This is a genomic window from Bacillus mobilis (assembly GCF_001884045.1).
Taxonomy (GTDB): domain Bacteria; phylum Bacillota; class Bacilli; order Bacillales; family Bacillaceae_G; genus Bacillus_A; species Bacillus_A mobilis.
This window is the reverse complement of record NZ_MACF01000146.1, coordinates 1-24,838: the sequence shown is the minus strand read 5'-3', so window position 1 is coordinate 24,838 and position 24,838 is coordinate 1. Positions and strand designations below refer to the sequence as shown.

Annotated in this window: 29 protein-coding genes and 1 riboswitch; of the genes, 19 read left to right on the top strand and 10 right to left on the bottom strand. The window is 35.6% G+C overall.

The window, feature by feature from the left end; genetic code table 11:
* Positions 1-33: 33 nt before the first annotated feature.
* Both BAQ44_RS28450 and BAQ44_RS28445 read right to left on the bottom strand, forming a co-directional pair.
* A complete protein-coding gene (locus BAQ44_RS28450; RefSeq protein WP_071725059.1) occupies positions 34-930 on the bottom strand; it encodes an Rpn family recombination-promoting nuclease/putative transposase in 897 nt (298 codons plus the stop codon).
* Positions 931-1,077: 147 nt separating this feature from the next.
* The gene (locus BAQ44_RS28445; protein WP_071725057.1) at positions 1,078-2,190 is read right to left on the bottom strand and encodes an RNA-guided endonuclease TnpB family protein; all 1,113 of its coding nucleotides are present in this window, start codon (positions 2,188-2,190) and stop codon (positions 1,078-1,080) included.
* A gap of 422 nt (positions 2,191-2,612) precedes the next feature.
* On the opposite strand from BAQ44_RS28445, the gene BAQ44_RS31250 reads away from it, so the two are divergent.
* Together BAQ44_RS31250 and BAQ44_RS28440 are read left to right on the top strand one after the other, a co-directional pair.
* Complete coding sequence (locus tag BAQ44_RS31250) at positions 2,613-2,750, top strand: DUF7003 family protein (protein ID WP_169833842.1); 138 nt, start codon at positions 2,613-2,615, stop codon at positions 2,748-2,750.
* A 24-nt stretch (positions 2,751-2,774) separates the two neighbouring features.
* Entirely contained in the window at positions 2,775-3,269 is a 495-nt protein-coding gene (locus tag BAQ44_RS28440; protein ID WP_071725056.1) for a DUF2199 domain-containing protein, read from the top strand.
* A 39-nt stretch (positions 3,270-3,308) separates the two neighbouring features.
* Here the strand turns inward: BAQ44_RS28440 and BAQ44_RS28435 are convergent, their stop codons facing one another.
* Together BAQ44_RS28435 and hpt are read right to left on the bottom strand one after the other, a co-directional pair.
* Complete coding sequence (locus tag BAQ44_RS28435) at positions 3,309-4,211, bottom strand: diacylglycerol/lipid kinase family protein (protein WP_000167910.1); 903 nt, start codon at positions 4,209-4,211, stop codon at positions 3,309-3,311.
* A 227-nt stretch (positions 4,212-4,438) separates the two neighbouring features.
* Complete coding sequence (gene hpt, locus BAQ44_RS28430) at positions 4,439-4,966, bottom strand: hypoxanthine phosphoribosyltransferase (protein WP_001019304.1); 528 nt, start codon at positions 4,964-4,966, stop codon at positions 4,439-4,441.
* A gap of 161 nt (positions 4,967-5,127) precedes the next feature.
* On the opposite strand from hpt, the gene BAQ44_RS28425 reads away from it, so the two are divergent.
* The 6 genes from BAQ44_RS28425 to BAQ44_RS28400 all read left to right on the top strand — a co-directional run bounded on the left by BAQ44_RS28425 (position 5,128) and on the right by BAQ44_RS28400 (position 9,830).
* Positions 5,128-5,343, top strand: a complete 216-nt coding sequence (locus BAQ44_RS28425) for a hypothetical protein (RefSeq protein WP_061677576.1) — start codon at positions 5,128-5,130, stop codon at positions 5,341-5,343.
* A 183-nt stretch (positions 5,344-5,526) separates the two neighbouring features.
* Entirely contained in the window at positions 5,527-5,859 is a 333-nt protein-coding gene (locus BAQ44_RS28420; protein ID WP_061677575.1) for a hypothetical protein, read from the top strand.
* Positions 5,860-6,036: 177 nt separating this feature from the next.
* Positions 6,037-6,546 carry an LPXTG cell wall anchor domain-containing protein gene (locus tag BAQ44_RS28415; protein WP_071725054.1) on the top strand — a complete coding sequence of 170 codons (510 nt, stop codon included), beginning with the start codon at positions 6,037-6,039 and terminating at the stop codon, positions 6,544-6,546.
* Positions 6,547-6,635: 89 nt separating this feature from the next.
* On the top strand, positions 6,636-7,256 hold the full coding sequence (locus BAQ44_RS28410) for a class D sortase, LPxTATN-specific (protein ID WP_071725052.1): 621 nt from the start codon (positions 6,636-6,638) through the stop codon (positions 7,254-7,256).
* Positions 7,257-7,293: 37 nt separating this feature from the next.
* Positions 7,294-7,983 carry a response regulator transcription factor gene (locus tag BAQ44_RS28405; RefSeq protein WP_071725050.1) on the top strand — a complete coding sequence of 230 codons (690 nt, stop codon included), beginning with the start codon at positions 7,294-7,296 and terminating at the stop codon, positions 7,981-7,983.
* Positions 7,980-9,830, top strand: coding sequence for a sensor histidine kinase (locus BAQ44_RS28400; RefSeq protein ID WP_071725048.1), 1,851 nt, complete (start codon positions 7,980-7,982; stop codon positions 9,828-9,830). Before BAQ44_RS28405 ends, BAQ44_RS28400 begins: the two co-directional genes overlap by 4 nt.
* 205 nt (positions 9,831-10,035) lie before the next feature.
* Here BAQ44_RS28400 and thiT read toward each other — a convergent pair whose 3' ends face one another.
* Positions 10,036-10,707 carry an energy-coupled thiamine transporter ThiT gene (gene thiT / locus BAQ44_RS28395; RefSeq protein ID WP_071725046.1) on the bottom strand — a complete coding sequence of 224 codons (672 nt, stop codon included), beginning with the start codon at positions 10,705-10,707 and terminating at the stop codon, positions 10,036-10,038.
* Positions 10,708-10,795: 88 nt separating this feature from the next.
* A riboswitch (TPP riboswitch) is annotated at positions 10,796-10,897 on the bottom strand.
* A gap of 194 nt (positions 10,898-11,091) precedes the next feature.
* Here thiT and BAQ44_RS28390 point away from each other — a divergent pair.
* The 3 genes from BAQ44_RS28390 to BAQ44_RS28380 are packed head-to-tail and all read left to right on the top strand — an operon-like array spanning position 11,092 to position 13,488.
* The gene (locus BAQ44_RS28390) at positions 11,092-11,319 is read left to right on the top strand and encodes a FeoA family protein (protein ID WP_000060518.1); all 228 of its coding nucleotides are present in this window, start codon (positions 11,092-11,094) and stop codon (positions 11,317-11,319) included.
* Positions 11,316-13,304, top strand: a complete 1,989-nt coding sequence (gene feoB / locus BAQ44_RS28385; RefSeq protein ID WP_071725044.1) for a ferrous iron transport protein B — start codon at positions 11,316-11,318, stop codon at positions 13,302-13,304. The genes BAQ44_RS28390 and feoB overlap by 4 nt, the downstream gene beginning before the upstream one ends.
* Before the next feature lie 16 nt (positions 13,305-13,320).
* A complete protein-coding gene (locus BAQ44_RS28380; protein ID WP_000989597.1) occupies positions 13,321-13,488 on the top strand; it encodes a FeoB-associated Cys-rich membrane protein in 168 nt (55 codons plus the stop codon).
* A gap of 37 nt (positions 13,489-13,525) precedes the next feature.
* Here the strand turns inward: BAQ44_RS28380 and BAQ44_RS28375 are convergent, their stop codons facing one another.
* Complete coding sequence (locus tag BAQ44_RS28375; protein ID WP_071725041.1) at positions 13,526-14,104, bottom strand: lipoprotein BA_5634 family protein; 579 nt, start codon at positions 14,102-14,104, stop codon at positions 13,526-13,528.
* 403 nt (positions 14,105-14,507) lie between these two features.
* On the opposite strand from BAQ44_RS28375, the gene BAQ44_RS28370 reads away from it, so the two are divergent.
* The 5 genes from BAQ44_RS28370 (at position 14,508) to BAQ44_RS28350 (ending at position 17,331) form a co-directional block, all read left to right on the top strand.
* The gene (locus tag BAQ44_RS28370; RefSeq protein ID WP_000110287.1) at positions 14,508-15,173 is read left to right on the top strand and encodes a PspA/IM30 family protein; all 666 of its coding nucleotides are present in this window, start codon (positions 14,508-14,510) and stop codon (positions 15,171-15,173) included.
* 80 nt (positions 15,174-15,253) lie between these two features.
* Positions 15,254-15,658, top strand: coding sequence for a DUF350 domain-containing protein (locus BAQ44_RS28365; protein WP_061677558.1), 405 nt, complete (start codon positions 15,254-15,256; stop codon positions 15,656-15,658).
* A 21-nt stretch (positions 15,659-15,679) separates the two neighbouring features.
* Complete coding sequence (locus BAQ44_RS28360; protein WP_000051749.1) at positions 15,680-16,186, top strand: DUF4178 domain-containing protein; 507 nt, start codon at positions 15,680-15,682, stop codon at positions 16,184-16,186.
* A 12-nt stretch (positions 16,187-16,198) separates the two neighbouring features.
* A complete protein-coding gene (locus BAQ44_RS28355) occupies positions 16,199-17,014 on the top strand; it encodes a DUF4247 domain-containing protein (RefSeq protein WP_071725039.1) in 816 nt (271 codons plus the stop codon).
* A gap of 98 nt (positions 17,015-17,112) precedes the next feature.
* A complete protein-coding gene (locus tag BAQ44_RS28350) occupies positions 17,113-17,331 on the top strand; it encodes a hypothetical protein (RefSeq protein ID WP_071725038.1) in 219 nt (72 codons plus the stop codon).
* A 95-nt stretch (positions 17,332-17,426) separates the two neighbouring features.
* Here the strand turns inward: BAQ44_RS28350 and BAQ44_RS28345 are convergent, their stop codons facing one another.
* Positions 17,427-18,299 (bottom strand): YitT family protein, encoded by an 873-nt coding sequence (locus BAQ44_RS28345; protein WP_000411242.1) that lies wholly within the window; start codon positions 18,297-18,299, stop codon positions 17,427-17,429.
* Positions 18,300-18,475: 176 nt separating this feature from the next.
* A complete protein-coding gene (locus BAQ44_RS28340; protein WP_071725035.1) occupies positions 18,476-19,510 on the bottom strand; it encodes a YdcF family protein in 1,035 nt (344 codons plus the stop codon).
* 710 nt (positions 19,511-20,220) lie between these two features.
* Here BAQ44_RS28340 and BAQ44_RS28335 point away from each other — a divergent pair.
* Together BAQ44_RS28335 and BAQ44_RS28330 are read left to right on the top strand one after the other, a co-directional pair.
* On the top strand, positions 20,221-21,039 hold the full coding sequence (locus BAQ44_RS28335) for an S-layer homology domain-containing protein (RefSeq protein ID WP_071725033.1): 819 nt from the start codon (positions 20,221-20,223) through the stop codon (positions 21,037-21,039).
* 82 nt (positions 21,040-21,121) lie between these two features.
* On the top strand, positions 21,122-21,355 hold the full coding sequence (locus tag BAQ44_RS28330; protein ID WP_071725030.1) for a spore germination protein: 234 nt from the start codon (positions 21,122-21,124) through the stop codon (positions 21,353-21,355).
* A gap of 164 nt (positions 21,356-21,519) precedes the next feature.
* Here BAQ44_RS28330 and cydB read toward each other — a convergent pair whose 3' ends face one another.
* Together cydB and cydA are read right to left on the bottom strand one after the other, a co-directional pair.
* A complete protein-coding gene (gene cydB, locus BAQ44_RS28325; protein ID WP_061677536.1) occupies positions 21,520-22,548 on the bottom strand; it encodes a cytochrome d ubiquinol oxidase subunit II in 1,029 nt (342 codons plus the stop codon).
* Positions 22,538-23,887 carry a cytochrome ubiquinol oxidase subunit I gene (cydA, locus tag BAQ44_RS28320; RefSeq protein ID WP_071725028.1) on the bottom strand — a complete coding sequence of 450 codons (1,350 nt, stop codon included), beginning with the start codon at positions 23,885-23,887 and terminating at the stop codon, positions 22,538-22,540. The genes cydB and cydA overlap by 11 nt, the downstream gene beginning before the upstream one ends.
* 856 nt (positions 23,888-24,743) lie before the next feature.
* Here cydA and BAQ44_RS28315 point away from each other — a divergent pair.
* A partial coding sequence (locus tag BAQ44_RS28315) for a helix-turn-helix domain-containing protein (protein WP_148662579.1) occupies positions 24,744-24,838 on the top strand: 95 nt, incomplete at its 3' end.

Sequence of the window (24,838 nt, the reverse complement as noted above, 5' to 3'; positions counted from 1 at the left end):
GTGAAAATGATGTTCTCTTTTGCCTTTTTATCATTATTTATGTCCTAAAATATGCTCAACCTCATGCATACTTAATTCACTTGCCTTGGCAATTGTTTCAAGTGGTATACCAAGATCATGCATACTTTTAATCATTTGAATTTTTCCTTGTTGAACCCCTTCTTTTCGCCCTTTTTCTATACCTTTTTCTAAGCCCTCTGCTATACCTTTTTCCATACCTCTTTTCATACCTTCTGTCTCTGCGTGGGCGAATTTTGCTGCTTCATCCATTAAAACTTTCTCCCTTGCGTCATAGGCTTGTCGGAAAGAGGAATCTTGACTCATACGTTCCCACTTGTTTATTGCTTTTTGTAAAATAGGGTCTTGGTTCATAGCAATATCCTCCAATGTTTTAGTTAAGTATTCATCCTCATTTGCTGAAAGCAATAAAAGCCAACGAACAAATGGATCTTTCCACGGATTTACTTTTTCTTCATGCCATTGTTTTGTTAACTTTGGAATTTCTACAATGTGAATTTCTATGTCTTCACTCAAGAGTTTCTGTTGTTGTGAATTCCATAATGTGCCTGTTGTATGGAATTCTTTGTGGTCTGAGAACATTATAAAGTTCAATAAATTAATGGTGATGGTTTTATGAAGCGAACTGTAAGGCATACCTTTTTGTAATTGAGATGTGTATAATTTTCCCCAATAATATAAACTACGTTTCATCATATCGTGATTATTATTGAGTTGTATTTCTACATTTACTTTTGTTCCTGTGTTTAATGTCGCTGAAATATCTAAAATAGATAACTTATCCTCTTCATATTCCCGATGTAAATGTGGATCTTCTAGTTGTAGAGAAGCGATGGGTGATTCTAAAGACTTTTGTAACATAGCGTTTAAAAATGCAATTAGAATATCTTCACTACCATTCGTACCAAACAATTGTGTGAACTACCCACCACTTAGTACCTCTTACGAGCTTCCCACGAGTGGGGGGCTTCTCGGTTCATCGCTACTTTTGATAGCTAACGAATTTGCCCTAGGACAGCCGAGCTAACTCCCTTGTTCCAAAGGTTATTTTGTTACTATTTATGCCAACATTAATAAGCGGATGGCTTCTTTTTTGATATTGATCGCTGCGTTATAGTCACGACTGATTGTGAGTCCACACGAACAATCATAGGTGCGTTCACATAATGGCATTTCTTTTTTATTTCCACAATTACTACACATCTTTGTAGAAGGAAACCATTTATCTATTTTTACAAGCTGTTTTCCTTGTTCTTGTAGCTTATATGCTAAAAATGTCGTGAACATCCTCCAACCATTATCCGCTACACTCTTACCAAATCTAAATGCTCGTGACATTCCTTTCATATGTAAGTCTTCGATTGCTACAACGTCAAAAATCGTAGCTAATTCTTTAGACTTATGATGAAGAAAATTTTTACGTTGATTCGCGACCTTTTCATGCAATTTCGCTACACGAATGCGTTGTTTATTCCAGCGTTCTGAACCTTTCACACGTCTTGCTAATACTCGTTGTGCCTTCGCTAATTTCTCTAACATCTGACGATAAAAGCGAGGATAATTGGCTTTCTCATCTTCGCTACTCACGTACAATTCAGCCATTGCGAAGTCTAATCCAACTACACTTTGTACTTCTTTTTGTACAATCTCTTTTTCATATTCAGTCAAGATGGACACATAGTATTTACCAGTAGGTGTCATCGAAATCGTACACGATTTGATGATATGTTTTGGCGGGATTTCTCTATGTTGCTTCAGTTTCACCATTTTCAACTTTGGTAATTTGATATAACCATGAAATAACATAATATTTCCGTTTACTCGATTCGTTGTATAGGATTTTCTACTCTTTTTACTTTTGAATGTAGGAAAATCACTTTGACCACTAAAAAAATTCTTATACGCAGTTTGCAAGTTTAATTGCGCGTTGGCCAATGCCAATGAATCAACTTCTTTCAGCCATTCATACTCTGTCTTATATTTTGCAGGAGTAGGGAATTTTTGTTTCTTCAGTTCTTCCTTGTTCTCTTTATATTTTTCATATACTTCTTTTCGTTCAGCCAGCATTTTGTTATACACAAAACGTACACACCCGAATGTTTTTCGTATGAGATGTGCTTGTACTTCTGTTGGATACAGACGAAACTTGTACGCCTTATTATGCTTTTTCATATCCATTCACCTCATTTTCCGCTTCATTTTCCATAAGCTATGACGGTGATCACACAACCTGAACACTACAAGATTATTATCTACTTTCATTGTTATACCCAAATTCCCCTCTTATAAGACTGATTATAGTAGAGGCGAAATAAATAAGAAAACCAAATGTTTGGCTACGCAAAACCGAAAAAACCCTCCCACCTACCGCTAGACTATCGTCTTTCACACGCCTGAGGAAGGAGACTTCTTTCGGATAATATGTTAAATGCAAAATCAATGCGTAAATTAACTAACTGTTGGTTGAACAAAGTTTGTTCTCTCCCTTATATTAAGGTGCTTCTTTCCTTCATTGTACCTAAAAATAAATAGGGCATGCAAATAGACCATTCTGCTATTTTATTAGAAGTATTATTAGAAAGTAAAAGGCAATTATGTCTATGTTATACTCTAGTGAAATTGAATTCTTCCAATCAGTAGCGGTTGCTATAGAGAAGAAAGACCCAAGTATTATTGTGAATAAGGATTCTAATACGAACTGGAAAGATTGGGTGGAGTTTGATTGTGACTGAAAAGGATAGGAGAAAGAATAATAAATGAAAAGAAGAAGAAAAGCCGGAGAAAAAGTACAAATGAATCGTTTTGCACTACCTCTATGCTACGGAAGTGAAGCACCTTATTATTATTACGAGGTAGCGCCTCATGAAAGAGAGGAACGCTTCCATTTAACATCAGAACTTTGCGTAATGGACGATGAACATTACTTTATTAGAGGTTGTTTAGAGATTCCTATCATTGATTACCACGAAAATTTCATATGGACTGTGTGGGTATCACTTAGTAAAGAAAGTTATGGTGAAGTATTAGAAAAGTGGGATGAGAGAGGCCGAGAAAATAGTGACTCTTATTTTGGTTGGTTATCTGTAGAAATACCAGTTTATCTAAAAACAAATATACATATAAAAGAAGTTGGAATGGCACCGTATGTTGAATTAGAGCCAACCGAGCATCCTTTAGCGATCGAACAAAGAAATGGAATTACTTTAGAGAGAGTGAAAGAAATACAAAAAATGATTCAACAATATAACTAGATTAGAAGAGAAAAAACGAGTGCTAGCACTCGTTTTTTATTACACAACCGCAGGATTATAAATCATCGTAAAGTGTCCTTGTAATAGTTCAATATGACAAGGTGTATGAAGCGAGCTTTCTCCATCTGTATCTACTTCTTTTTCTTCTTCGGTTTCAATATGAATGGATTTAGCTTTTACGTGGAAGATGTCATTTTCATTTGAGTCTTCAAATAGTTTCTTTCCGATATAATCTTTAAACGCTTGAATGCCTGTTGATTTTACAACGAAAATATCAAGTGTTCCGTCATCGCACTTTACGTTCGGAATAAAGGACGGGATTCCGCCAAGATATTCACCGTTTCCAACCATAACAAGGACAGCTTCGTCTTCATATACTTGTCCATCGTACGTAATTTTTACGGGGAATGTTTCAGCATTTTTGACAGTTCGAATGGTGCTTAAATAGTAACCGATTTTCCCAAGCTTTGCTTTCTCTTCTGCATCAATATTGTTTGATACTTCAGAGACAAGTCCAATGCCCCAGAAGTTTAAGAAGTGTAGGTCATTTGCTTTTGCGACGTCAACTGGTTTTACATGTCCTTGTGTAATAAGTTTTGCAGCTTCTGCGATGTTTTGCGGAACGCCGAGTGTACGAGAGAAGTCGTTGCAAGTTCCGCCTGGAATGATTGCAAGTGTAGGTCTAGTTTCAAGAGGTGCTAAGCCATTTGTGCATTCAAATACAGTGCCGTCACCACCAAAGACGATAATTAAATCTACTTTACTAGCAAACTCTTGGCAATATTTCGTTGCATCACCTTGCTTTTTCGTATGAAGGATATGTAAGTCAGGAAAAGCTGCCGCAAGAGGTGGTACGATTTTCGTTAAGTTCGTATGTAAATCGCCTTGCCCTGCTTTCGGATTTACGATGAGGAGTACTTTTTCAAATTTTGTTTTTGTCATTATTATTCTCTCCCTTTGTCTTTTACGAATCGTGATAGAAAATAAACTTCCACCAGTAATTGATGGAAGTTTACCCCGCTTAACGGGCAGTAAGACTCCCACCTCAAATGCCGCTGAATACGAGGAAGTCAGGTGGGAGATTAACTGCCCGTAAAAGCCCGATTGGTTCAACTAATAATCAGTGGGAGAAAAAACCACTGATTAAAGTTTCACTTTATTCTATTATATTATTCCGTTACAACTGAAGCGATAAATGGTAAGTTACGATATTTTTCTGCGCAGTCGATACCGTAGCCAACGATAAATTCGTCTGGAATTTGGAAGCCAACATATTCAGCTTTTAAGTCCACTTTACGACGCTCAGGTTTATCAAGTAACGTACAGAATTTCAATGCTTTCGGTTTATGCATAAAGAAGTGATCTTTTAAGAAGTGAAGTGTTAAACCAGAATCGATAATGTCTTCTACGACAATTACGTTTTTGCCAGTAATGTTTACATCGATATCTTTTAATAGTTTTACTTTTCCAGTTGTTTCAGTTTGATTTCCGTAGCTAGATGCAGAAATAAAGTCGATTGTTACATCGTTTTTAATGTGACGAATTAAATCAGCAGCGAATACGAAAGATCCTTTTAATACAGCGATTACTACGATTTCTTCTCCTTCAAAGTCACGTTCGATTTGAAGTGCTAGTTCTTTTACTTTTTCTTGTAATTGTTCTTCAGAAATTAAAGTGTCTTTTATTTCAATATTCATTGGAGTCCTCCTACAGTGTAAAACTTGTGAACATTTCGACTGTAAAGGAAAGAAAGGGAAAAGTCAAAGAAGATATAAGTTTTTTACAGAAATCCCCACAAAATAGTCAGATGATATGATATACTGATTATATTAAGAAAACGCTCCCATAAAGGGTGATTATGATGAGAAAGAAAGAGTATACAAGTGCAACATTTATAAAAGCATTACTTTTAACAATTGTTCTTGGTAGTTTGGCTTACATAATTGATGTACCAGCGATTCGGATTTCACTGATTGGAATGACTTTAGTATTAGGCGCAATTTCCCACGGTATGATGTCACAGCTGCAAGAAGCTGGAGTCGATCATATGAAAGATCATATAGATGAGAAATGAGAAACCTTCACGTATAGAGAGTGAAGGTTTTTTGTTTCTTACAAAAATGTAAGGTAGTTGTAAGGCAAATCGATAGTTGCCTAGTAGTGTTTTGGATAAACTATAGGTGTAAGGTAAAAGGCAAGCATATTTTAGGTAAATTAAGTTTTAGGCACTCTATATGTGAAAAAGGAGTAGGAGGGCATGGAGAAACGTTGGACGACCTTTTCTTTTTTAGCAACTAGCAACACCGTAATGCTAGCTGGCGAAATGGATTTTTTGCACTTGTTTGATCGAGAAGACGATCATTCTTCTTCTAAATTTACAATGAAATGGAAGAAATGGAGCGAAAGTTGTAGGTTTAAAGAAGAGACCCCTAACGAAGAGCAAAAGATTATTTTGACAAACCCTATTAAAGCGTGGGTTGTTCAACGTCGTAAGTGTAACGTCAAAAATCACTTAAAGAAAACTGAGCCGAGACAATTAGTTATCGCTCCGGCCCATTCTACTTCTAAATCACGCGAAAGTAACATGTAAATATTGAGACACACACCCGAAAAAACATCGTATATATTGCGATGTTTTTTTATTTTTCTACAATGAAATCTTTAAATGAAATATATTTCATCTGCATCTTATATTTATATCTCTTGTTTATTCTAGTGATACATCCGATGCGAAGTGATGTAAAACGTATAAAAGGAGAGATATAAAATGAAAAAGAAACTATTACCAATCTGTGCAATGGCACTGTTAACAGTAGGATATTCTTCAGTAGCAAGTGCTTCAACTGGAACATTGACAAAGGAAGAAGCAGCGCAATTACAGCAAGATATAGCAAAAAAAGAAGCAGCGATTCAGGCGCAGCAAAAAAATGATACAGAGAAAAAACAAGCGGCACAAGCCCAAGAGAAGAATGAAGTAGCGAAAAAGCAAGCGGCGCAAGCCCAAGAGAAGAATGAAGTAGCGAAAAAGCAAGCGGCGCAAGCCCAAGAAAAGAATGATATAGCGAAAAAGCAAGCGGCACAAGTACAAGAAAAAAGTAATATGGCTAAAGAAGTAGTAGCACCACAGGTGAAAGAAAAGGAAGCTATTGCAAAAAAAGCTGGAGAGAAATTACCAAACACAGCATCTAATAATGTAGCAATGATGGCACTAAGTGCGTGCCTTGTAGGGATAGGGACATTATTTGGTTTGAAACGTCGCAATAAAGTTAAGGTGTAAATCAAATATTGTCCTATAAAGAATGGGATAATTTCATATATTAAAAATGGTAGGTTATTCCTACCATTTTTGGCATGGAGGGATGAAACATGAAGTTACTCAATTATATCGGTATCATATTGATGGCGATAGGACTATGTATGGGATCATATTACGCTATGGAATGGTATAAAGGAAAAAGCTCTGCCGGGCAATTAACGAAAGAAGAACTAAAGAGCCTTAAAAATATACAACATAATCAACTTGCTTACGAAACACATGTAACTTCCCAAGTACCTTCTTCTCAAACAGAACATAAAGAAGGAGAAAAGGTTGCACTATTAAATATACCGAAAATAAAGAAGAAGTTTTCTATATATTGGGGAGCGGATGATGCAACGTTGAAAAAAGGGGTTGGAATGTTCGTTAGTGATTTAACGACAACGCCATCTGGAGGGGGACATACTGTACTGAGTGGGCACCGGGATACGGTATTTACTGATTTAGGAGAGTTAAAAGAAAAGGACGTTCTTGTTTTAGAGTACGATAATAAAACTTACACATACGAAATTCAAAAGATATGGATTACCCATGCGGATGATCGTACTGTTATTATAAAAAAAGAAGAACCGATATTAACACTGACGACGTGCTATCCATTTGATTATATAGGGGATGCACCAGATAGATATATTATTGAGGCGAAGTTAAAGGCTAGTTATTCAAAATGAAGTTGTAGTTTTTGAAAGCGAGAGGGGGATATAAGTTATGTCAAAAAACATTTTAATTGTGGAAGATGAAGATATTTTGCGTGAAATATTAAAAGATTATTTTTTGAGTGAGCAATATGTAGTGTTTGAAGCAAGAGATGGGAAAGAAGCTTTAGTTGTATTTGAGGAAGAAGAGGTTGATTTAGTTATTTTAGATATTATGTTGCCGGAACTTGATGGGTGGTCTGTTTGCCGAAGAATTCGTAAAACATCCGAGGTGCCTATTATTATGCTGACAGCTCGTGTTGATGAAGATGATACGTTACTTGGATTTGAACTTGGGGCGGATGACTATGTGACGAAGCCGTATAGCCCACCAATTTTATTAGCAAGAGCGAAAAGGTTATTAGAAAGTAGAAAAGTAACAAAGCAACTTTTAGAGAATGAAGGTGATACATTATCCATCCACGGTATTCACGTCCACTTCCCGTCGCGTACTGTTACGATAGATAGAACAGACATTAATTTAACACATACAGAATTTGAAATATTAGCGTATTTTATGAAAAACCAAGGGATTGTTTTAACACGAGAGCAACTCATTTCAAGAATTTGGGGATATGAATTTGCTGGTGACGATCGAACGGTTAATAGCCATATTCGTAATTTAAGAAATAAATTAGGAGAGAAAGCAAAGTACATTACAACTGTAGTACGAACAGGTTATAAATTTGAGGGGAATGTATGAGAAAAGGGATTGTTCTCAAATTATTTACCCTCACAACAGCATTGTGCATGTTAATTTTAGCGACGATATTTATTGGACAAACGATATTTTTCAAACAATATTATGCGAATCGAAAAGTGGAAGATATTAAAGTGAATTTAAATTCCTTTGAGAAGAATTATTTGAACTATGCAGGAAGTGCAGAAGGAATTCAGAAGCTGGAGCAAGACTTTTTTAGAGAAAATAATACGTGGATTACGACATTGGATCAGAATGGGAATTTAAAACATGTGGATGATTTTTATTTTGAGGTAACGATAGATCGTAGGCAACAAAAGAGTTTTGGACAACAAATATTCAAAATTCCTTTATACAATCTCATCAATATAGAGGAGATTGATAATAAATCATCAAATGCATTTTTAGGACAAGAAATTTATTTTTCTGGCGTGAAAAAAGATGATAGTTATATTCCATTCTCTTTCGCGTTAGGCAAGCAAAATTTAAGCGGATCTAATAAACCGTTAGAAAAAGCGTTTCAGGAGAAAATGAAATTAAATGAGGAGGAAAAGAGAGCAGCCGGGGAACAACTTGCTAAGGAAAAGAAACCGGCTGTCCAGGAAGAATCTGCTCAAGAATTAGATGCGTACATAAGTGGGCGTGTTACGAAAGTTCAGCTTCCTGATGTAACAGGTCCTATAAATCCAATTTATAAAAATAGCATCTTCTTAGATAACATAAAAGAATTTCAAACTAATTTATTATTAAAAGAGAGCAAGCACATACAATATGCAATACAAACAATGGACTATGAAAAAAATGATATTAAATATAAATTATTAATCAAGCCAACAAAAGAAAAAGATGGATCAGTAACTTATATATATGCGATGGCTTCTTTACAGCCTGTAGATGAAGCTGTACAAATGGTGCAAGATTACTACATTTACATCATTGCATTTGTAGTCGTTCTTATTTTTCTAGCGTCATTCTATTATTCAAAACAAATTGCAAAGCCGTTATTAAAAATAAATGATACAACGAAGAAAATAGCGCATTTAGATTTTACAGAACAAATACCGATTACTTCAAAAGATGAAATTGGTGATTTATCGAAAAATATTAATGTATTATCCAATAAGCTTCATTCGCATATTGGACAGCTAGAACAAGATATTGAAAAGGAAAGAAAGCTAGAAAATACGCGGAAAGAATTCATTTCTGGTGTGTCGCATGAATTAAAAACACCGCTGAGTATTATGAAAAGCTGTATTTTTATTTTAAAAGATGGAGTAGCTGAGCATAAAAAAGAATACTATTTTCAGGCGATGGAACGAGAAGTAGATAAAATGGATACTTTAATTTTGGATATGCTGGAGTTAGCTAAATTCGAGTCAGGTACATATAAAATGAAAAAGGATGCATTTTATATTGATGCAGTAATTGAAGATATATGTGAACATCTTTCTGTGGACATAGAGAAAAAAGGACTTCATGTGCATAAAAATATATGTTCATTGGAAGTAGTTGCAAATCAAGGCCGGATTGAACAAGTCATCGTGAACTTCATTACGAATGCCATACGTTATACACCGAATAAAGAGGATATTGTTATTTCTACAATAGATGAGAAGGATCGTATAAAAGTGTGTATTGAAAATAAAGGTACTCACATTGAAGAAGAGCAATTAGATAAAATTTGGGATCGTTTTTATCGCGTGGATGCAGCTCGTCAGCGTTCACAAGGTGGAACGGGGCTTGGGCTAGCTATTTCAAAGAACATTTTAGAGCTACATGATGCTGAATATGGGGTAGAAAATACAGAAGACGGTGTGTTATTTTACTTCTATTTACCTAAAAAAGCGTAGACAATTTAATCTACGCTTTTTTAAATTTTTTTCATATTATCTTTACCTAATCTTTATTTTTAAACAGTATACTTTGGATAGAAAATGAGGTTATGTAAGGAGTCGATGAACCGTGCATAGCAATTGGCTAAGTATAATGGTATTTATTTTCTTTTGTGCATTTATTGTATTTTTAATTAATATTACGATATGAAAAAAAGAGCGCTCATGAAGCGCTCTTTTTCTTCGAATTCAGTTGATAAGCATTGATGCTTTTGAATAAACGTGGTGAAGTGAGAAATAAAAAGATAAGTAAAACGGTACATAGAATATAGGAACCAATCATTACACTACCGTTTACGATTAATGAATATAGCACAGCTGATTGACCTTTCGGTGCATATTGTCCCCAGAAAATAATACCGGCGATAAAGTGACAGAAATAGCGAGCAAAGCTACCAACAAATGTAGCAAGAATAATGTAACCAATAACTTTCTTTCCTTCGTTTTGTTTTTGTGAAGGTTTGTCTTTACGGCTACCTAAACTGGATTGCTCTAAGCTATTTTCGTTGGATGTTAAAAGTGCTTTTTGAATTGGACGATAGAATAAACCAGCAAATCCAATGAATGCGAAAGCAACGAAGTATTCAATTAGTACTTGAATTGGTGTGACGATAATGGCATCGCCTACGACAATTTGTAATAATCCCCAAATTAAGCCTCCTAAGAAAGCCATTTTGAAGCCCCAGCGGTATGCGATAATAAAAATAGGAATCATAGCAAATGAAATGGAACCGCCTGTTGGAAGTTTGATTGATATTGGTAAAATGTCGATGACCAAGGCGAAGGCTGCAAGAATAGCAGATTCGATCATCGCTTGTAAATTGGTGTTACGCATGTTGTCTCCCCCTAAATCCAAGTTGTACAAAAAAGAATAGGTATCATAGGAGGATACGAAATACGTAAATAAAAAAGAGGTATGTGTATTTCGGACGTTTGCACAATCCCTGCGTTAGCATTAACTAACAGGTTCGAAGGGTCGGAACGAAGTGTTCCCTCTCAGCGGCATGGCTCCCCCAGTGATAACGAGATTCTTTATTTGCTATTGTTTATTGTAAGCGAAATGGATGAGAATGGCAAACGAATACAGTATGACAATAATTGAAATAGAATTGTAGCGAAATGTTAATAAATATGAAGCAAAAGGGTATAGTACAAGAGAAATAGATTGTGCTATAATTTTTCTGAAAATAATTATCATTCTCTTCTGAGGGGGAAGGTTATGAGCTTAGTAGATATTAAAATTGGTGAGAAAGTGCTAGTAAAAAGTGTTCAGTCTTTAGATCATTTACTAAAGAGAAGATTGGCTGCTTTCGGTCTTTCTGAAGGAAGCGAACTTCGCATGAAGCAAAAAGCGATGTTCAAAGGTCCTTGTACATTGGAGTGTCGTGGACAGTTAATTAGTATTCGTCATTGTGACGCGAAAATGATAAAGGTGGAATTAGCGTGAATAAGGTAGCTTTGCTAGGGAATCCAAATACAGGGAAGACATCATTATTTAATGCACTTACTGGTTCTTATGAGTATGTAGGGAACTGGAGCGGTGTAACAGTAGAAAAGAAGGTTGGTAAATTAAAAGATAAGCAAGGGACATTAATTGATTTACCAGGTGTTTATGATTTAAATCCAGTTTCGCGTGATGAAGGTGTCGTTACGAATTTTCTACTAACAGACGAATTTCATCATATGCTGAATATAGTAGATTCGTCGCAATTCGAGAGAAATATGCATTTAACGTTGCAATTACTTGAATTTGGAAAGCCAGTTTCAATTGGGTTAAATATGGTCGATGTGGCAAAGCAACGAGGCATTGTCATTGATGTAAAACGATTATCAGAACGATTAGGTGTAACAGTCGTTCCTGTCGTTGCAAGAAGCGGAAAAGGCTGTGAAGAACTACTTGCTACTCTTAAAGAAAATGACAAAAACGAGAAAAAGCCATTCATTATTTCATATGGTGTACAAATGGACGAAGGAATTGGAGAGGTAATAACTCTTTTAGAGACAGCGAATTATAAGCATCCAAGATGGTTAGCCCTTCAATTTTTAAGCAATAACGAAGTAGTAGAAAAAGAAATGAAAGCATTACCAATTTATAAGGAACTTGTAGCCGTTCGATCTCACTTAGAAGAAAAACTTGATTGTACGTTGGAAGAGCACATTTACAAAACTCGTGAAGCGTATATTGAAAAGTTAAAAACAAATGTTATGCAGCAAGAGAAAGAAGGAAAAATTCCTTTTTCGGAAAAAATTGATAGATTAATTACACATAAAATTTTAGGACTTCCAATCTTTTTAGCAGTTATGTTTTTTATTTTTCAGGTTACGTTTACGTGGATTGGTACACCTTTATCGGATATGTTAGATGGCTTTTTTGGTGGACAGCTTACAGATTGGGTGACGGCTGGGCTCACAAGTGTTGGAGCATCTGATTTTATTCAAGCGCTCGTTACAGAAGGTATTATTGCCGGTGTTGGTGCAGTATTAGTATTCGTTCCACAAATCTTTGCACTATTCTTTTTCATTTCATTATTAGAAGACTCCGGATATATGGCGCGAATTGCAGTTGTTATGGATAGAATTATGGAGTTCTTCGGTTTAAACGGAAAAGCATTCATTCCGATGATTATCGGTTTTGGATGTAATGTTCCAGGTATTATGGCAGCGAGAACGATTGAACAAGAAAAAGAACGTTTACTTACAGTGCTTGTAACACCGTTTATGTCTTGTTCAGCACGTTTACCTGTATATGCATTATTTGCGGGAGTGTTCTTCCCTAATAGTCAGGCAACTGTTGTATTTTCTTTATATGTTGCAGGTATTGTTCTTGCGTTATTAGTTACAAAAATTATGTCTCTTACAATTTTAAAGGCGGAAAAGTCCATTTTCGTCATTGAATTACCTCCTTACCGCGTGCCACAAGCGAAAACGTTATGGCTAAGCACGTGGGAGAAAGGGAAAGGGTTTGTTCGTAAAGCAGGTACATTTATCTTCGGTGGCTCTGTTGTCATTTGGTTATTAAACTATGCAGGCCCATCAGGATTTGGTGTTGATATGGGAGACAGTTATTTAGCGATGATCGGTGGATTTATCGCACCACTATTTGCACCGCTCGGCTTTGGAACGTGGCAAGCTGGGGCATCCCTGTTAACAGGATTTTTAGCGAAAGAAGTTGTCGTTTCTACAATGGCAATTATTTATGCGGTGAAAGAAGATGTGCTAGGAAATGTAATGGGAGCACACTATACTGCGCTATCAGCATATGCATTTATGTTCTTTGTTTTATTATATGTTCCGTGTTTAGCGACAGTAGCCGTTATTAAACGTGAAACAGGGTCAGCGAAGTGGACGATTTTCTCTGTCGTTTATCCACTTGTTGTTGCTTATATATTAACGCTCATTATATACCAAGTTGGATCCTTACTCGGATTCTAGAAGGAGATGTATTAGGGTGATGGTCAATATTATAATTGGAGCTATCATTTTTGGTTATGCAGCATACACGTTAGTTAATTTTGTAAAGAGAAGTAAAAAAGGAAAATGCGCAGCATGTTCTTTAAATAAGTCATGTCAGTCGCAAACTTGTAGTCCGGATATGGAGCAAATTGCTCATAAATAGAAAAAAGCTTTGCGAATTTCGCAAAGCTTTTTTTGTTTTACTTTTTAATTTTTACAAGTTGAGAAGCTTCTACTCCATTTTCTCCAGGTAACTCTTTGCTTGGGTCTTTATCAAATTTCAAAATACCTACAGATTTTTCTCCGCCTTTTACATTTACATATGTTGCATCATCAACGATAGCAAACATATCTGCATAAGAACGGCCATCACCGATAATTGTGTTGCCTTCATATTTTAATTTTGCTCCATCAAGCGTAGCGTTTTCTACCTTCTCTTTTGCGAATAGCACGCCTTCGTCTGCTGTTACAGCTGGCAATTTATCGATTGCCTTTGTATCATCATTTTTACCGACTTTTTTAAGTAGTTCTTTCTTAACGAGTTCATCACCAGTTTTCTTATCCATTACAAGTACTTTTTTACCCTCTAATGTTGCCATTTTCATTTTATAGAAGTCTTTTTCTTTTACTTCTTTCTTATTTTGATCTGTAATTTTTTGAACTTGTTCTTCTGATCCGTATAATACTAAGCCGTTCGCTTTCTCTCCTAATAAAGAACAACCTGATAATGCTCCAAGTGAAATTGCTGCTGCTAATCCGATACCTACTAATTTTTTCATGATGATTTCTCCTTTTATATGTTTTATTGTAAATACAGTTTTTGTATTAGTTCTGAAATGATGAGAAGCTTGTTTGTTGCTTCTGGTATTAGTGTATAAGAAATATCGGAATGCAACTATCGAGTTAGCTTACAGTAACATTACAATAATGTAATTTAGTGAAAGTGCATAAAAATAGGTCAATTCTAAAGAGAATGAATGAGAATATATTAGGAATACAATGTTTTATATGGAATGTCATATTATATTGGCTGTATTTTGGAAATAACATGTAAGGACATCTTAGTTTTGTTATAATAAACACATAGGTTGTAAAAATGAATATTCTTTACTGTAAAGGGAGATTTTTCAGTTTTCCAAGTAGTGAATTTGAAATATGAGGTATATCATAGGAGGAATTTGGATGTCTGTATTTAAGCGATTAAGAGATTTAACTATGTCGAATGTGTATTCATTAATTGAAAAAGCGGAAGATCCAGTTAAGATGACGGATCAATATTTACGCGATATGCAAGCTGATGTACAAGAAGCTGAGAAAAGTGTAGCAGCTCAAATCGCACTTGAGAAGAAATTCAAAATATTATTTGAAGAGCAAGAAGCACTTGTGAAAAAACGTGAAGAGCAAGCTCATATGGCTGTTCAAGCAAGCAATCTTGACCTTGCGCGTCGTGCTCTTGAAGAAAAACAAAACGCAGAGCAAAAGATGAATGAATATAAAGCAAGCTATGAGCAAAATAAAGCTGCTGCTGATAATCTTCGCCTGAAGCTAGAAGAAATGCGTAAGCAATTAACAGAGCTGAAAAATAAACGTGAAACACTTGTAGCACGTGTAAATGCAGCGAAAGCACAAAAGAATATTAATCAGGCGATGTCTGGATTTGATTCAAATTCAGCAAAAGCTGGTTTAAGCCGTATGGAAGAGAAAGCTCTTCAATTAGAAGCTGAAGCAGAAGCAAGCGGCGAAGTGTATAAGAAGGAAAAATCATTAGATGATGAATTCGCAAGCTTAAACAAAAATTCTGCTGTTGACGATGAATTAGCTCGTATTATGAAGCAGTATGAGAAATAATATAGAATAGACAAAGAAACCGACATGTCTGAAGAGAATTCATGTCGGTTTTCTATTATTTTTTTAGAGGAGGTTTTGCAATGACATGGACAAATGTGTTAGCCATGCTTGTATGGACTGGAGCAAGTGCAGTACTTTTATTTGCAATTATGTGGGTTGATTCAATTTTTACGAAATACAATGATTTAAAAGAAATAAAGAGTGGGAACACAGCTGTAACAACGCGTTTCGTTATGAAATTATTCGCACAAGGGTACATTTTATCTCAATCCATAACGAAAGCAAACGACTTATGGCAAGCACTACTTGCATCAGCAGTTTCTTTCGTTATTTTATTAGTGGTAGAAATGTTTATCGAATTTGTGTTAAAGAAAATGGCTGGTTTAGATTTAGAAGAAGGTACGAAAGAAGGCAGTGTTGCGCATGCGATGTTGGCCGGATCATTACATATCGTTGGTGCACTTATTTTAGGTGCTTGTTTATAAAGAGAGAAGGAGGGGTAAATCATGAGTTTATTTAAACGAATTAAAAATATAATGAAGAGCCCAGAGCCGCCGAAACCAGAGAAAAGTTTGTTAACGTTAGCTCCTGGCGATATGATTGAAGTTTCATTAGTTATGTACGAATTAACTGGGAAAACGAGTATGCATTCTCGTAAAGAAATTGTTTTAACGCTGCAAGACGGGAAAGATATTCGTTATTTAAAAATTGAAGACCGTGAAAATACGTATTACAAATTATATACACCAATTGATGGTCGTTTAGATTCGATTGACGAAATTCCAACGACAATTGAAATGGATGATACAGAGTACCATATGGAAGAGCAATATAACGGACGTGTTGTTGTGATGGGGAAAACACCATTCTCTGCTTCAGAGGAACAGCATGTATGGGAATTCCAATCAGATAACCGAAAATTATTGCGTATTGAATGGCAAAATGGTCGCACAATGATGTATGAGGGAGAAGCAATTATTCCTGCTGATGTACAAATTATAAGAGCAACGTAAGGGGGCGTAATCATGTCAAACCGATTGTTTACCATGATTAAATCGTTCGTGATCCCTATACTTGCTATCGTTACATTACTTGTTGTTGCTGGATATGCCTTATCAGGTTGTCAAGGCGGGCAGACAAAGTCGATTCAAGATCGTTATCCACTTGAGTCTGTTGCAAAAGAAGGTAAACAAGAATCTTACGTGTATAGGGCCGCCAATCGGTCAGTTCCTGAAGTCGCGAAGGAACTTATAGCCGAAAGGAAACCGAAGCAAGCATCTAAAGAAGACGAAAATCAAATGTTCCTCGTTTATTCTGATAAAATGTATAATTTGCAAAAGGATAAAGAGAAACCATCTGATACATTAATTGAAGTAAGCAATGAAGAATTTGTCCGTCAAAATTACCAACCATCCTTCCTGCAAGGATATATTATGGGAAGCATATTAAACGATATATTCGGTTCAAAAAAATCATCATCCGGTGATTACCGAGGATATAATGACAGACAAAATCATAAACCAGTTGTTCCAGAAAGACCACCTACGAAAGAAGAAAAGAAAACCCCTCCTCCAATTACGAAGGAAGGGAAAGGATCTATTATTAAGCGAGGCGATAATGTAGATTCGAAATCTTCTGTAGGAGACACAGGAAGTATTACGAAAAAAGGAAGTAGTACCCCTCCGCCTTCTACTGGAAGCAAAGGCAAAATTACGAAAACACCAGGTGGCTCGAGCGGATCAGATGTGAAGCCGAAATCATCTATTAAAACGCCGCCAAGGAATACTTCTCCTCCGAAAACGAGGGTCGGTGGTTCAGGAAAGATTACGAAGAGAAGGTAGTTATAAAGACCGAAAAGTGGAATTTGCTTTTCGGTCTTTTTATTCTAGGAAATAATTCCTTGTAGCTGGTACAATTAAGTTATAAGGAGGAGATTATTATGACTCTATATAAAAGGTTTAGTTTAATTATGTTCCTCGTCTTATTTCTCAGTTTGTTTATTAGCACAACGATGAAATTTCACTTTGTAGTAGGTATTCTATGGATATTATGTACATGCACTCTCTTTCTATATGTTCCGCTTCGCTTCCAACATGAAGTGCCTGCCTTTCAAAAATATGTAGAATGGATTCAGAGAGGAGGAAGATGGGGAGAGTAAAAATATATCAGCGATTATTACAATATATCGACCGCAACTTAATAATAAGAAGAGGGTGTGCCAAATTGTTGGCACACCCTCTTTTTTGATAATGATTAATGAATATCACGTTTCTTAAAGTTACCGCCTTTTACTTCTGCTACATCATAAACTGTAATAAAGGCATTTGGATCGATTTCATTAATCAAGTCTTTCATTTTACTTTCTTCTAAACGGTTAATTACACAAGAAATTTCTTTAAATTTCTCTCTTGAATAACCACCATATACTTCGTTATACGTTGCGCTTCGGCCTAAACGATCACGAATTGTTTCTACCATTAATTCAGGCTCTTTTGTAATGATTTTAAATGTTTTCGAACCACTTAAACCAACTTCAACGATATGAATCACTTTCGAAGCGATAAAGTAAGCAATTGCCGAAAGGATAGCTCCTTGAAGACCGAATACTGTTGATACGAAAATAAATACGAACATGTTTAAGAATAAAATAAGGTCACTTGTTCCAAAAGGTAACTTACGAGAAAGTAATACGGCTAGCATATCGATTCCATCTAATGCGCCACCGTTACGTAATGCTAGTCCCATACCGAAACCGATAATAATACCACCAACAACTGTAACGAGTAATGTATCACCTTCAATAATAGTTGGTATTCCGTGCATGACAACGGTACCGATTGCTAATGAAGCGATCCCGATAATAGAATAAATTGCAAAGCTTTTACCTATTTGTTTATATCCTAACCAAACGAAAGGAATGTTAATAACTGCGATTAGAGCTCCTAATGGCAATCCAAATAATCTTGAACTAACGATACTTAAACCAGTCACACCACCGTCTGATACGTTATTTGGAATTAATACCGCTTCTAATCCGTATGCTGTGATAAATGCCCCAATAATAATCATCAAAGCTTTTGAAGCGATTTTTAGCTTATTGGGCTTGTTTTTGATAATTTTCTCCATGTAATTTCCTCGTTTCAAACTAGTTTCTTATTTGTTACGTAATTCACACCTAACTTCCATTTTAACATTTAATTTGAAAAAATTCTCCTTTAATGGATGTATGCAGGGAACATTATCATTAAAATGTTATGGAAATAAGTATAAGAAATCCCATCCTTTCAAAGGATGGGAGGTTATTAAGAAATGATAAAACTAAGTACGGATAGGAATAAAGAGAATCCTAAAATAGCTCCGCAAACTTTCATATGACGTTTACGTCCCATCACAACAATTGCGACATATTCACGAATCATTGCATTAGGCCAGTAATAAAATGCAGTTTTTGATCCGATTCCTTGGCTATTAAGCCCTGCTAGTCTTGCATATATACCAGCGCGGAAAAGGTGGAAATTATTCGTTGTAAAAATACTTCTATATTTACCTTCAGGCTTTAAAGAATCCATAATTTCTTTAGAGAACGACATATTTTGATATGTGTTTACAGAGCGGTTTTCTTGCACTGTATGTTCAAGCGGAATTCCTTTTTCAACAGCGTAATTTTGCATCGCTTCTGCTTCTGGAAGGCCTTCATCTGGACCTTGGCCACCAGAGAAAATAATTGTTGGTGGTGTATTTACAGCCGCTTGTTTCCAGTAAAAGTCGATTGCTTTATGAATACGACTTGCAAGTAAAGGTGGTACTTTATCATTAATTAAGCCGCTACCAAGAACGATGATGAAATCTTGATTACGCCTTGGTCTGTTGAATTGATATAGAAAATAAGCGCTTAAGAAGTTAGATAGGTGTATAAAGAAATATACGGTTATAAGAGAAATACCAGCAAAAATAGGTTGGAAATGCGGTGAAAATAAGCTTGCTGGATTTATAATAGGGAATAACATAAAGAATAAAATCCCTAAAGCAGCAATGAGTGTTAAACAGTTAGTGAAACGTCTGCCTTCTCGTTTCATTAAAATTCTAGCATTCAGAAATAGCCCAAACATTAAAGCGACAACACCGAAAGGAATCATAACGATAAGTGCTAAAATAGGGAGAAGTATAATTGCGTGTAGGGTATTATTACCCGAGTCATAGGCTGCAATAATACAAAAAAGCAGGAAAAAACAGAAAAAGGCATTAAATAAAAAACCGTTTATTATTTTTCGTGGATCCTTTAAGTAAGAGATAAGGAAAATAATAAACAATATAAGGGGAATAATTCCGAAATACATAAATATAGTACACCTCAATTTGTATAAGAATTTGACATACCTTTTATATTACATGATTTTATAATTGAAAATGAAAGGAAAGATGATTTTGAATTTTCTCAATAACATATAAAGATACGTATGTTAAAATGTATGTAAGGTGATATATTAAAAGTAAAATGGTTGAAGAGGCACTCGATGGAGTGTCTTTTCTTTTTTGTATGTAATTGTGCATATTGTATTTATTTTCAGAGGAAGAGGATTAAAATATAAGTGGAAGACAGGCTTTATAAAGCAGAATTTCGTACAAACATTTCCCTCTACTTTTTGTATCTAACAATCGTATAATAATAAAAAATTCTGTTTTATAGTGTTTGTTTATGAAAGGTGTCTTCTTTGAAGGCACCTTTATGTTGTTTAACGTAGATACTTTTCACTGTTGATATAGTGGAAAGTATCTATACTAAACATTAGCAATCTTCCGTATAAACATTATCAATTTACTATATATTCCAGTGGTGTTAACCTACATATGAAAGGCTTTCTTTTTCAAAATATTACCCCTAATAAATTTTTGAAGAAGTCAACTGTCTCCAATTTTGCCATTCATGCTTAGCAAAAAAGAATCCTGCTGGATTCTTTTTTGTTTTCGACAGAATATGACAAAATATATTTGAATAATTTGTTATATTGTTAAATGGTTATTATCGGAAATAGAAGGAGACTCAAATATGGGATTTAAAAAATTAATTTTAACAGGTGCACTTGTTGCAACTACAGCATTTACTTCAATTGGAACAGCGCAGGCAAGTTCAAATTTTAAAGATGTTCCAAACAATCATTGGTCTTATAAAGCGATTATGGATTTAGCAAATAAAAACGTTGTTGCTGGATACGGAAATGGGCTTTTTGGATTTGGTGATGATGTAACACGTGAGCAAGTTGCAGCTCTTATGTTCCGTCATTTAAAACCGACAGTAAAAGAACAGTATAACAATCCGTATAAAGATGTTACGGATCGTTCAACTATGTTTAAAAAAGAGATTCTTGCTTTAACAGAGATGGGTGTATTCGTTGGAGATAACACAGGAAAATTTAGACCGAAAGATGCATTAACTCGTGAAGAAATGGCACAAATTTTGACAAGGGGATTCCAATTACAAATAAGAGGCAATCATAATTTCCCGGATGTAGATAGAAATGGATGGGCGAATCCTGCGATTACTGCAATTAAATCAAATTATATTACGGCTGGAACTGGTGATGGTACATTCGCACCTAAAATGCGTGTAAGTCGTGAGCAATACGTTCAATTCTTATATAATGCAACATTACCACTTGAACAAAGACCAGGAGCAAAACAACCACAACCAGAAGTGAAGCCAGAAGTAAAACCAGAAGTGAAACCTGATCCAAAACGTTTTGCTAACTGTAAAGAAGCAAACGATGCTGGATATTATGATATTACAAGAGACAGCCCATATTATGGTAAGCATTTAGATCGTGATGGCGATGGAATTGCTTGTGAAAAAAAGAAAAAAGGTAAATAAGAAAAAGCACTCAGGCTGAGTGCTTTTTCTTATGGAAACATGCTATTTTTTTAGGCGATTCTCATAAAATAAAAGTAACGAAATGAAAGTAGGTGACAAAATGCCGTCAATTGTGGAAGGTGTTATTATTGAAAATTGTAACGGAACAATTAACTTAGGTGATAAATATAACGTGCAGCCAATTGAAAAAACGAAAGCTTATAATGGATCGGGATCATCGAATACAGGAAAAAAAGTACAAACATTTAGTGGTATTAGTACAGCAGATGTAAGGGATAGCGATGTGAACGATCAGGGAATACAGTTTACTTTATAGAGAGATATGCAAAATTGCATAAAATGATGAACTTGCCCTGTGCTACAATCTAGCTGTGAGCTGTTAATGATTCTTCTGTATTATAGTTGTTAGATTAGAAATATAACATCTTATCGAAAATCATACGTAAAAAAGACACTTCAAACGAAGTGTCTTTTTTCATTTTAGTGATACCCTTTAGCAGAGTCTTTATGAATTTTATTTTTAAAGATACTGTAGCTCCAAAGTTGATATCCAATAACAATTGGTACCATAACCATTGCAACGAAGAACATAATTTTTAAGTTTAATTGACTACCTGCTGCGTTGTATAGCGTTGTGCTGTATGCGTCGTTAATACGTGACGGTAACATTCTTGGGAACATGCCTGCAAAGCCAGTTGTCATAAACATCGCGATTGTTAAGCAAACGAATGTGAAGGCAAGACCAATTTTATGTTTGTACACCATAATAAGTGCGAGTACACTCATTAACATAGCAAGTACTGGAAGAATGAATAGTACCGGATACTCTGTGAAGTTTTGGAATAAGTTTGTACGATTTGCAGTTGCTACATAGAAGATAGCTAAAATGATAGCAGCTGCCATTGAGAATGGTCTTGCAATTTTATAAGCACGATCAGATACTTCACCAGTCGTTTTGATCATAACCCAAAGGGCACCAGATACGACGAATATAGCAGTGAAGAACAGGCCACCTAAAATACCGTAATGATTTAGTAAGCTAAGTAAATTTCCTTCATAACCATTTTTTCCGATTTGTAGTCCGTAATAAAGGTTAGCGAACGTAACGCCAAATAAGAAGGCAATTAGGAAACTCCCGATTGTAAACGCCCATTTGCAAGTTTTTTGCCAAATTGGTGAATCGTCTTTATGCATAAATTCAAGTCCGGCAGCACGAGCAAACAGTGCGAGTAATACTAAAAATAGTGGTGTATATAGGTAACTAAACATATTTGCATACGTGATCGGGAAGGCAGCAAATGTTGCACCACCAGCTGTAATTAACCATACTTCATTACCCCCCCAGAACGGGCCGATTGCTTCTTGTAATTGATTTCGTTCTTGTCGGTCTTTCGCAACGAAAGGAAAAATCATTCCGTTACCAAGTGCGTACCCATCAAGAATGAAGTAGACTGTCCAAATTACGCCCCATAAACCAAACCAGATGATCGCAAGCATATCATGAGACATGAGCTGTACCTCCTTCAGTAGCAGGCTCTTCTAATGCAGCAGGTCCTTTTTTCGCGAACTTTAGCATTAAGTATACGTCTGCAATTAAGAGTAGAGTATAGAATAATATTAAACTAATTAATGAGAACCAAATTTGCGGAACAGATATAGGTGATACGGATTCTGCTGTACGCATTAGTTTATAAACTGTCCATGGTTGACGACCTACTTCTGCAACAATCCAACCAGCGTTAATTGCGATATATGGTAGTAAAACAGACCACATTGTAATTTTTAAATAACGTTTTGAGTTTTCTAGTTTTCCTTTTCGGTTTAAATAGAAGCCATACCAAGTTAATGCCATAAAGAACATACCAAGTGCAACCATTAAGCGGAAGCTATAGTACACGAGGTTAACGTTTGGACGATCTTCTTTCGGAATATCTTTTAAACCAACAATCTCTCCATCAAATGAGTTTGTGTAGAAGAAACTTCCTAGCTTTGGAATTGTAAGGAATTCAAAGTTCTTTTCGTTTTTTACATCAGGAATTTGAACAATTGAGAAGCCTTGTCCTTTTCCCGTTTCCCAAACTGCTTCCATCGCAGCTCCTTTTGCTGGTTGATATTTAGCTGCGGATACACCAGACTGATGTCCCATAAACGGCGTAACAGTTGCGGCGAATATGCCTAACAGTAAACCAAATTTAAATGATTTTTTGAAGAATTCCACTTCATTTTTACGTAATAAATGATAGGAACTAATTGCCATAACGAAGAAAGCGCCAACGATATAACAACCAATTACAGTATGGAAGAACATATTCCAAGCATATGGATTTGTAACAAGTGCCCAGAAATCATTTAATTCAGCGCGGCCGTTACGTACGACGTAGCCAACTGGATTTTGCATAAAGCCGTTTGCGGTAATAATCCAAAGGGCGGAAATATTTGTTCCAAGTGCAACCATCCACATACAGAAGGCACGGAACTTTGGTGAGATTTTGTCTTTACCGAATAACCATATTCCCATGAAAGTAGATTCTAAGAAGAAGGCAACGAGTGCTTCGATTGCGAGAGGGGATCCGAAAATATCTCCCATATATTTGGAGTACTCAGACCAGTTTGTTCCAAATTGGAACTCCATCGTAATCCCGGTTATAATCCCCATGACGAAGTTAATTGTAAATAATTTACCCCAGAAATTTGCCATTTTGCGGTATGTTGGATTCAATGTGCGGGCGTATTGCGTTTCCATACATGCCACTAAAATAACAAGTCCGATTGTCAAAGGTACAAATAAAAAGTGATAAAAAATAGTAATTGCAAATTGAAAACGACTCAGTAACAGAACGTCGGACATAATAAATATTCACTCCTTTTTTACATTATCTACAATTAGTTTATAGTGAAAATAGGAGTATAGTATGTGAGACTTGTTACAAAGCTGTGTGTATATTTTGAAAGAATTATGTCGGTTATCTGAAAATATATTGCTTTTATAATAATACAATATACTTTTTGTGTTTTTCATATTTTGGTACACTGTTTATGTAGTGTAAATGAGAGAAAAGAGGGTAACTAACTGTTACGATTTATTTAACCAATTATAATGAAAGTTAATTAAATATATCAGTAAGCCCTGCTAGTCAAGTGATTGTCTAGTAGTGAGGGTTAACTGCGGGCAATCCCTAAAGCTGATTGAACTACAACGTGGCTAGAAATGGCGAGCGTGAATGTTGCGAAAGCTGAAAAAATCAATCAGATGGTGCAAGGTTAAATCCTAAACACTAGAACAATGGGTCTTCCGCCTCGAATCATCTAAGTCAAAATGGATAAGATGAACGTTCAACGACTATCTCGTATAACTGACGAGAGTACATCACAAGCCTATGGTGGTGGAAAAATCCTCTATCTCTAAAGAGATAAACATATAGTCTGCGCTCATGTGAAAACATGAGAAGTTCATAAGAGAACTGGCTAAGGAATTGCGCCCTTAGTTGAACGAGATACATTTAATTAAATCTATCCAACCTTATTGAATTTATCGAACGTATGTGCTATCGTGAGTTTGATGAGGTAAGAATAATAATGAAATTTTTACGAGTTAGTCAGGTATCAGAATTAACAGGTTTGCATCCGAGTAGTCTCAGGAGAATGCTGGTGGAACACGCTACGATTCAGAAGAACAAATCTTTCATTAAAGGAGTTACATTCTGATGATATTGGCGAAGAAAGTCAGACTAATTCCAACGCCTGAACAAGAACAAGTGCTTAGAAACCATGCTGGAGCTGCAAGATTTGCTTATAACTA

Bases quoted from the DNA above. Each gene is read 5' to 3' on its own strand.
- BAQ44_RS28445 (WP_071725057.1), bottom strand. From the start codon at position 2,190: ATGAAAAAGCATAATAAGGCGTACAAGTTTCGTCTGTATCCAACAGAA.
- BAQ44_RS28335 (WP_071725033.1), top strand. From the start codon at position 20,221: ATGGGATTTAAAAAATTAATTTTAACAGGTGCACTTGTTGCAACTACA.
- BAQ44_RS28350 (WP_071725038.1), top strand. From the start codon at position 17,113: ATGACTCTATATAAAAGGTTTAGTTTAATTATGTTCCTCGTCTTATTT.
- thiT (WP_071725046.1), bottom strand. From the start codon at position 10,707: ATGCGTAACACCAATTTACAAGCGATGATCGAATCTGCTATTCTTGCA.
- BAQ44_RS28370 (WP_000110287.1), top strand. From the start codon at position 14,508: ATGTCTGTATTTAAGCGATTAAGAGATTTAACTATGTCGAATGTGTAT.
- BAQ44_RS28420 (WP_061677575.1), top strand. From the start codon at position 5,527: ATGGAGAAACGTTGGACGACCTTTTCTTTTTTAGCAACTAGCAACACC.
- BAQ44_RS28440 (WP_071725056.1), top strand. From the start codon at position 2,775: ATGAAAAGAAGAAGAAAAGCCGGAGAAAAAGTACAAATGAATCGTTTT.
- BAQ44_RS28435 (WP_000167910.1), bottom strand. From the start codon at position 4,211: ATGACAAAAACAAAATTTGAAAAAGTACTCCTCATCGTAAATCCGAAA.
- BAQ44_RS31250 (WP_169833842.1), top strand. From the start codon at position 2,613: ATGTCTATGTTATACTCTAGTGAAATTGAATTCTTCCAATCAGTAGCG.
- hpt (WP_001019304.1), bottom strand. From the start codon at position 4,966: ATGAATATTGAAATAAAAGACACTTTAATTTCTGAAGAACAATTACAA.
- BAQ44_RS28410 (WP_071725052.1), top strand. From the start codon at position 6,636: ATGAAGTTACTCAATTATATCGGTATCATATTGATGGCGATAGGACTA.
- BAQ44_RS28340 (WP_071725035.1), bottom strand. From the start codon at position 19,510: ATGTATTTCGGAATTATTCCCCTTATATTGTTTATTATTTTCCTTATC.
- BAQ44_RS28405 (WP_071725050.1), top strand. From the start codon at position 7,294: ATGTCAAAAAACATTTTAATTGTGGAAGATGAAGATATTTTGCGTGAA.
- BAQ44_RS28390 (WP_000060518.1), top strand. From the start codon at position 11,092: ATGAGCTTAGTAGATATTAAAATTGGTGAGAAAGTGCTAGTAAAAAGT.
- BAQ44_RS28360 (WP_000051749.1), top strand. From the start codon at position 15,680: ATGAGTTTATTTAAACGAATTAAAAATATAATGAAGAGCCCAGAGCCG.
- cydA (WP_071725028.1), bottom strand. From the start codon at position 23,887: ATGTCCGACGTTCTGTTACTGAGTCGTTTTCAATTTGCAATTACTATT.
- BAQ44_RS28365 (WP_061677558.1), top strand. From the start codon at position 15,254: ATGACATGGACAAATGTGTTAGCCATGCTTGTATGGACTGGAGCAAGT.
- BAQ44_RS28355 (WP_071725039.1), top strand. From the start codon at position 16,199: ATGTCAAACCGATTGTTTACCATGATTAAATCGTTCGTGATCCCTATA.
- BAQ44_RS28400 (WP_071725048.1), top strand. From the start codon at position 7,980: ATGAGAAAAGGGATTGTTCTCAAATTATTTACCCTCACAACAGCATTG.
- BAQ44_RS28375 (WP_071725041.1), bottom strand. From the start codon at position 14,104: ATGAAAAAATTAGTAGGTATCGGATTAGCAGCAGCAATTTCACTTGGA.
- BAQ44_RS28330 (WP_071725030.1), top strand. From the start codon at position 21,122: ATGAAAGTAGGTGACAAAATGCCGTCAATTGTGGAAGGTGTTATTATT.
- BAQ44_RS28425 (WP_061677576.1), top strand. From the start codon at position 5,128: ATGATGAGAAAGAAAGAGTATACAAGTGCAACATTTATAAAAGCATTA.
- cydB (WP_061677536.1), bottom strand. From the start codon at position 22,548: ATGTCTCATGATATGCTTGCGATCATCTGGTTTGGTTTATGGGGCGTA.
- BAQ44_RS28345 (WP_000411242.1), bottom strand. From the start codon at position 18,299: ATGGAGAAAATTATCAAAAACAAGCCCAATAAGCTAAAAATCGCTTCA.
- BAQ44_RS28415 (WP_071725054.1), top strand. From the start codon at position 6,037: ATGAAAAAGAAACTATTACCAATCTGTGCAATGGCACTGTTAACAGTA.